This is a genomic window from Holospora elegans E1 (assembly GCF_000648275.1).
Taxonomy (GTDB): Bacteria; Pseudomonadota; Alphaproteobacteria; order Holosporales; family Holosporaceae; genus Holospora; species Holospora undulata_A.
Genome location: NZ_BAUP01000070.1, coordinates 1 through 7,169, shown reverse-complemented (window position 1 = coordinate 7,169; position 7,169 = coordinate 1). Strand labels below are relative to the sequence as shown.

Sequence of the window (7,169 nt, the reverse complement as noted above, 5' to 3'; positions counted from 1 at the left end):
ATTATTATATCTATTGACATCGTAAAGTTTTCCTAGTCTCTCTAACCATATATCAATACATCATTATAAAATTAAAACTTTATACTCATAATATCTATCTCAACCACTTTCAACACTTATGGGCTATGGGGGCGACCGAATGTCATTCGTGCACTTTTGGACGGCGTTCTTTTGAATGGGAGTCTGTTTGAAACAACTGTAAATATCTTGGGGTTCAACGCGTGGATGCTGCAAGATTTAATCCCCAAACTTCCTGAAAAGCAGTGTGGGTCATGGACAATGCAACTTTTCCCGAAAACCAAGACATGCTATGGGCCTTGAAAGCTTCAGGACACACTCTTCTCTATTTTTTTGCCTTATTCACCAGACATCAATCCCATCGAACACAAAATGAGTACAGGAAAAGGCACTTCAGCACACTCCTCTTGGATGAAGTATAGAAACTCTCTTCCACGATACCTATATTCATTTTATGTAGATTTAGCCGTAGATGATTATTGTAGCCGATTCATAATTAAACGTAAAGTTAATCTTATTTCAACTGTTTATACCTATGGAGTTAGCTAAATGATAGTTTACGAAGAAGTATAATGAGTGAAACTTTTTTCTAAAAAACGCTGTTGATCTATGAGTTTTTTTCGCTTTCTCACCTAAATGGATTTTTTTAAACTTTCGCTAAAAACTCTATACTTTATGCTGTTTAAACTTATAGAACTCAAAAAAAGGAAATGAGTTGCTGAACCTAAAATTATCAACAAAGTTAAAAACCAGCACCACTTATCACAACAAAACAAAAAAACGACAAAATAACCTTAACTTTTTCACATACCATTGTTTTCACTGGTATCGTTCAGCCTGTCTGTCGTTTTTTCTATAAAGATTTATAAAGAGTTATCTACAGCTTTTAGCATCAAAAGATCTTGCTCTATGCGATTAAGTATTATTTTATTTTGTTTACATCTCTCTTCAAGAGAATGAACAACATTCGGCAAAGCTTTTGTGCAAAACTCTTGACAAGAAAGACGATTTTCCCACTCGTCAAGCTGAGTTTTTATTTTTAAATAATTCTTTTCAAGACGCTCTAACTCTTTTTCTATATCCAATAAATGTTGAAGTAAAAAAATTACCGTTACTTCACCTAAATGCACGCTTAGCCCCTTACTGGAACAGGGAGGATGACCATCAAAAATTTTACACACAGTATGCGTTATTCGTTCTATAAAATTTTTGTGATGAGTCAAAATTTCCCTATCCCCCCCTGTATAGATGTGCAGCTCTATGGGACAAATAAATGAAATTTTAAATTCTGCTCTTAAACGGCGAATAGTCGTTATAATCTCTTGAATACACTCAACCGGAGGAGAACAAAACTGAAATTCTTGTAAAGTTGGCCAATCTTGTTGCCAAGCGCCACTTGCTTCTGTCGGGTTTATTATTTCCCACAATGTTTGAGAAGTAAAAGGAATAAAGGGGTGTAAAATTATCAACATTGTGTTTATCCCCCACCCCATGACATGATGAACTTCTTGAATATCTTCCTTGCTTGCGTGCTTTAGTGTGTCTTTGGCCCATTCAATATACCAATCGCACACAACTGCCCAAATGTTCGTGTAAATCAAAGAAGCGGCTTCATGAAAACTATAAGAATGAAGAGATTTTTTTACGCGCTCCCCCAGATCCGTTATGCGTATGATTACCCAACGATTCATATCTTGAGAAATTTTTTCTGGTAAATCAAATCGCCCATGAATACGATTTAATTCCATAAAACGCCCTACATTTTTTAACTTAGTAATAAAATTTCTAGCTTGCTCAACATGCTTTACCCCAAAAGCTGTATAAGAAGACGGCGTGGACACCAATGTTAAAGCAAACCGCAATGCGTCCACCCCATACTGATTGGCCAATTCCATAGGATTAATCACGTTTCCCTTGGTTTTTGACATCTTTTTCCCCTTTTCATCACATACCAAAGGATGAATGCTGATATGCTTAAAGGGAGGAGCCTTAGTTAATTCAAGTCCTAACATCATCATTCTTGCCACCCAAAAGAAAATAATATCAAATCCCGTTACAAGAACGTTTGTGGGGTAACACGCGGTAAATAAAGGAGAATCCTTTTCTGGCCATCCTAGTGTGGAAAAAGGCCAAATTCCAGAAGAAAACCACGTATCTAATACGTCTTCTTCTTGTTTTAGTGCTCCAGAGCTGCCTTGAGTCTTTGCCAAAAGCTCTGCTTCTTCTTTGGTATGCGCTACAAAAATACTCCCCTTTTCATCGTACCACGCAGGAATTTGATGTCCCCACCAAAGCTGACGAGAAATACACCAAGGTTGAATGTTTTTTAACCATTCCTCATAAGTTCTTTCCCACTCTTTTGGAAAAAACTGACATTCCCCATTTTTTACAATATCCAAAGCACATTTTGCCATCTGAGCAGTATCCAAAAACCACTGTTCTGTTAAACGAGGCTGAATAACTGCCCCAGAACGTTGACTATAAGGAACGCTGTGCTGTATCGACGACCAGCTGATTACTTTTTTTCCTAATTTTTCTAAAATCAAGTTCCGAGCCTCCAAAGAATCTAGAGTGCAAAACTCTTTGGGAACAGTATCGTTTAAACGCCCCTCTTCATCAAATATATCTATGCAAGGCAAATTGTGCCGCTGGGCAATAGAAAAATCCAAAAAATCATGAGCCGGCGTAATTTTAACAGCTCCAGTGCCCTTTTCAACATCTACAGCTTCATCTGCAACAATGGGAACCCAACGATAAACTATGGGAACATAAGCCTTTTTCCCGATATATTCCTTATATCTTGTATCTTCAGGATGCACTGCAATCCCTGTATCCCCTAATAAGGTTTCTGGTCTTGTGGTTGCAACATGAATTTCCCCCCCCCTTCTATATCATAGGAAAGTGTCCAAAGCGTTCCTGCTTCTTGAATGTTTTCCACTTCCAAATCGGAAAGAGCAGTGCGTAATACCGGATCCCAACTGACTAAACGCTTTGCTTTATATATTTTTCCTTTTTTGTAAAGACGGATAAACGCTTCTCGGGTTGCATAAGATACTCCTTCGTCTAAAGTAAAGGTTAATCGCCCCCAATCTGCTGCAAACCCCATACGTTTCATTTGGTCTAAAATATTCCCTTCATGTTCTTCTTTCCATTGCCACATATGATGCAAGAATACCTCTCGTCCCAAAGCTTTTCTGTTTTTTCCTTCTTTTTCTAAGGCTCTTTCCACCATCATTTGAGTCGCAATCCCAGCATGATCCGTACCAGGAAGCCACAATACATTCTTTCCTAAAGCTTTATGGAAGCGTATCAAAATATCTTGCTGAGTAGAAGATAAAGCATGCCCCAAATGCAACGACCCTGTAACGTTAGGGGGAGGCATAATAATCGTGTACGTTTCTTTTACCTTATCTTCTTGATCGTAACGAAAATATTCCCACCAACGCTGCTTTAAATGTTCACTTTTTTCCATTTTATGGAATCGACAAGAGGTATCCACTTTATGTTTGCCTTATTAAAAAAACAACAAAACAAGGGTAGCAAAATTTTTTTTAAAAAGACAGAAAAAAATAAGACACCCCTTCCATTTCGTGAAAAAGCAGGAATTTTCAAAAAAACTCCCCCTTTATCACGATTTAGAATTTTAGAATTTCTGGTATTTTTCCAAGCAACTTTACATCAAAAAATGTGTACAAAATCACTTAATACTTAATTTTTTAAATGATTATCCCTGAATCTTTTGATTAACGTTTTGATTGGCATTGTCTCGATCTAACCTTGCAAATACTTCTTCCCAAGTTCCTTGAGTTGCACTTTTTGCGTACTCGGTGGCACGATTTTCAAAAAAATTCGTGTACTCAATTCCGCTAAGCAAAGGATCAATCCACTCTAAAGGATTTTTCTTTACATGATACACTGGATTCATAAGCAGCTGTTCAAATCTACGATCTGCAATATAATGTATGTACCCTTTAACCATTTCTGGAGTCAATCCTTCAACTGGCCCCTGTTCAAATGCAAGATCAATGAACGCTTCTTCATGAGAAACCATAGTTCTTCCGATAAGCTCTACTTCTGCTTTTACAGAATCAGTCCAAATCCCTGGATGTTCTTGCAAAATAGAATAAAACAACTTAAGCAAAGAATGCACATGCAGTGTCTCATCTCGAACAGACCAAGTAACAATCTGTCCCATTCCCTTCATTTTATTAAATCGAGGAAAATTCAACAGCATAGAAAACGAAGCAAACAACTGCAACCCTTCAACAAAAGCAGCATAAACAACCAACGTAATAAGCAAGTCTTTCAGTGTGGCCTTGTTTTTAAACCGCTTCATATAATCCCACTTGTTTTTCATTTCCTTGTACTGAAAAAATGCCTCATATTCTATCTCTGGAATCCCAAGACTGTCCAAAAGATACGCATAAGCAGCAATATGAACTGTTTCCATGTTAGCAAAAGAAACAAGCATCATTTTCACCTCAGTGGGTTGAAAAATCTGAAGATAATAACTGGTATAGCACCCCCCAACTTCAATATCAGATTGAGTAAAAAACCGAAAAATGTTAGTCAGAAGATTGCGCTCCTGATCTGTTAACACGCTCTTCCAGTCACGAACATCACTATGGATAGGAACTTCTTCTGGAAGCCAATGCATACGTTGCTGAGTTTCCCATGCCTCATAAGCAAACCCATACCGAAATGGTTTGTAGACTGGATTTTCGCGAAACAAAAAAGACCGACTGTCCTCAATGCTAGAGTGCTCTGAAACCCAATTAGACCCCATAGAATTCTCTGTTTGAATATTGACCATTTTTTCCTCACTATTGACACACCAAGCAGTTTTCATATTCTAGCTTTAACATCCCGCTATCGGAATAATATTTATCTACCATTGATGAAAAAACTTGTTGTGCCTGTTTAGCATCATGGTTGGTTTCACCTGATTTTAAAGACCTAGAGCGCAAATAATACAAGCTTTTTACTCCTTGTTTCCAAGCATTCCAATGCGCATCATGCAAATCATTCTTAGACACGTTGGGGGGAAAAAACAAATTGAGAGATTGCCCTTGATCAACGTATGGAGTTCGCTCTCCTGCTAGTTGAATAAGGTGCTGAGGATCTATTTCGTAAGCAGTTAAAAACACAGCTTTTTCTTCTTGAGATAAAATATCTAAATGCTGAACAGATCCGTCATTTTCCAAAATGGATTCCCAGACTTCTTGGGTGTCTGCTCCCTTTTTTTCTAAAAGCTCTACGAGATATTGATTTTTGATGAAAAACAATCCACTCATCGTTTTATGCGTATAAGCATTGGCCACAATCGGCTCAATTCCAGGAGAAGCCCCCCCGCACAAAATAGAAATAGATGCTGTCGGCGCAATGGCAGTCGCATAAGAAAATCGCTCCATAACGTTTTTTTCTTCAGCATCTTTGCAAGGCCCACGCTCTTGAGCCAAAATTTTTGAAACAGCCCTAGCAGATTGATGAATATGAGAAAAATATACTTATTCCATGTGCGTGCTAGCAGTCCATGCATCGGAATCCCTAAAGATTGAAGAAAAGAATGCCATCCCATCACTCCAAGCCCCACTGCCCTTCCCCGCTTAACAGAATAAACCGCATTTTTAAAGGAATCAGGAGCTTTACAAACAAAATCTTCCAACACATTATCCAAAAAACGCAAACAATCTTCGATGAAAGAGGTATGGTCCTTCCATTCCAGAAATTTGACTAAATTCAAAGACCCCAAACAGCATACTGCCGTACGATTGGTCTTATGGTGATCTAACCCGGTAGGCAAAAAAATTTCTGTACACAAATTTGAACTTTTAATTTCCAGCCCTAGCTCTTTTTGATAGCAGGGAATAGACGCATTAACATGATCTATAAATATCAAATAAGGTTCACCAGTTTCCAGACGAATAGTAAGTAATTGAATCCAAAGTTCTCTAGCATCCACCGTTTCTGTAACACTCTGGTCATGAGGGTTTATAAGATCCCAAGGCTTACCATACTGAACCGCATCCATAAACGCATCTGAAATCACAACTCCGTGGTTTAGGTGAAGAACTTTGCGTTGAGGATCTCCTCCAGAAGGGCGACGAAACTGGATAAAATCCACAATTTCAGGATGGGAAATCGGCAAAAAAATGGCAGCAGCCCCCCTTCGCGTCCCTTGAGAAACGCATTGAGTAATCGACTCAACTATCTTTGCAAAGGGAATAACTCCGGCAGCCTCTTTGGCCCCCACCCTTCCTGCTGGACGCAAATTTCCAAAATAACTCCCAATTCCCCCTCCACCGGCACCTAAAAACATGTTTTCTATTAAAAGCCCTGCTACAGAATCTAACGCATCTTGTGCTTCATTTAAGTAACAAGAGATAGGAAGGTGCAAAGAAGCAGACTCTGGACGATTTTTTTTGTTTAACTCGGCAAGTCCCGCATTGCCCAAAACAGGTGTTGCTGGCATAAACCAAAGAGAAGAAATATAATCGTACATGCGCTGCGCGTGAGAATTATTATCCGAAAAAGAACTTGAAACACGCTCAAACATTTCCTGATAGGATTCGCCCCCATACAGGTACTGGTTTTCCATGGTGGTTTTTCCAAATTCGGTTAATAAATGATCTTTTTCAGCATCAAGATTCAAAAAACCGTTGTGTAAAAAAGAATAGTTTGCAGTACGATGAAAAGAAGGCTTACTAGTTTTTACATGAAATGTCATTGGATCAGCATCTGTCCAAAACTCAACTTAAGGATTTTATCATATTCCGTTTACGAAACATAGAGCTCAAATTAAATTGTATGAGTTCAATATGTATGAGACTGTGTTAGGCCCCTAGAATTTGGTTAGTATACTCGAAAAGGGTAAGTCCATTTAATCTAGTTGTTTAGTCCCAGTAAAAAATGGTTAGGATTAGGTATAAAATATTCAAGATGAATCGTCCACTGATTTAGAATAAATTGCCAAGGAGTTTTTCCTTTGATACCTTTTAGTCGTTTAGCAAAGTTGTAAGCCATAAGATAAGCACGCACATGCTGTTTTAGCTCATCATGAGAAGCATAATGAAAGCTATTAACTGTTGCTTCTTTTAGATTTCTATTCATTCGCTCTACTTGCCCATTATTCTGTGGATACTTTATCTTAA

The 7,169-nt window shown here is 38.2% G+C and carries 6 protein-coding genes; all 6 read right to left on the bottom strand.

Features of this window, described 5'->3' with window-relative positions:
* Window positions 1–881: 881 nt before the first annotated feature.
* Window positions 882–2,837, bottom strand: a complete 1,956-nt coding sequence (locus tag HE1_RS02605; protein WP_052567254.1) for a class I tRNA ligase family protein — start codon at window positions 2,835–2,837, stop codon at window positions 882–884.
* 17 nt (window positions 2,838–2,854) lie between these two features.
* Window positions 2,855–3,517, bottom strand: a complete 663-nt coding sequence (locus HE1_RS10310) for a class I tRNA ligase family protein (RefSeq protein WP_162480230.1) — start codon at window positions 3,515–3,517, stop codon at window positions 2,855–2,857.
* 225 nt (window positions 3,518–3,742) lie between these two features.
* A complete protein-coding gene (locus tag HE1_RS02595) occupies window positions 3,743–4,867 on the bottom strand; it encodes a ribonucleotide-diphosphate reductase subunit beta (RefSeq protein WP_006298985.1) in 1,125 nt (374 codons plus the stop codon).
* Entirely contained in the window at window positions 4,842–5,375 is a 534-nt protein-coding gene (locus HE1_RS08105; protein WP_242837180.1) for a ribonucleotide reductase barrel domain-containing protein, read from the bottom strand. The genes HE1_RS02595 and HE1_RS08105 overlap by 26 nt, the downstream gene beginning before the upstream one ends.
* Window positions 5,309–6,745, bottom strand: a complete 1,437-nt coding sequence (locus tag HE1_RS02590) for a ribonucleotide reductase barrel domain-containing protein (RefSeq protein ID WP_162480226.1) — start codon at window positions 6,743–6,745, stop codon at window positions 5,309–5,311. The genes HE1_RS08105 and HE1_RS02590 overlap by 67 nt, the downstream gene beginning before the upstream one ends.
* A 158-nt stretch (window positions 6,746–6,903) precedes the next feature.
* A partial coding sequence (locus HE1_RS02585; RefSeq protein WP_035544387.1) for an integrase core domain-containing protein occupies window positions 6,904–7,169 on the bottom strand: 266 nt, incomplete at its 5' end.

Bases quoted from the DNA above. Each gene is read 5' to 3' on its own strand.
- HE1_RS02590 (WP_162480226.1), bottom strand. From the start codon at position 6,745: ATGACATTTCATGTAAAAACTAGTAAGCCTTCTTTTCATCGTACTGCA.
- HE1_RS02595 (WP_006298985.1), bottom strand. From the start codon at position 4,867: ATGAAAACTGCTTGGTGTGTCAATAGTGAGGAAAAAATGGTCAATATT.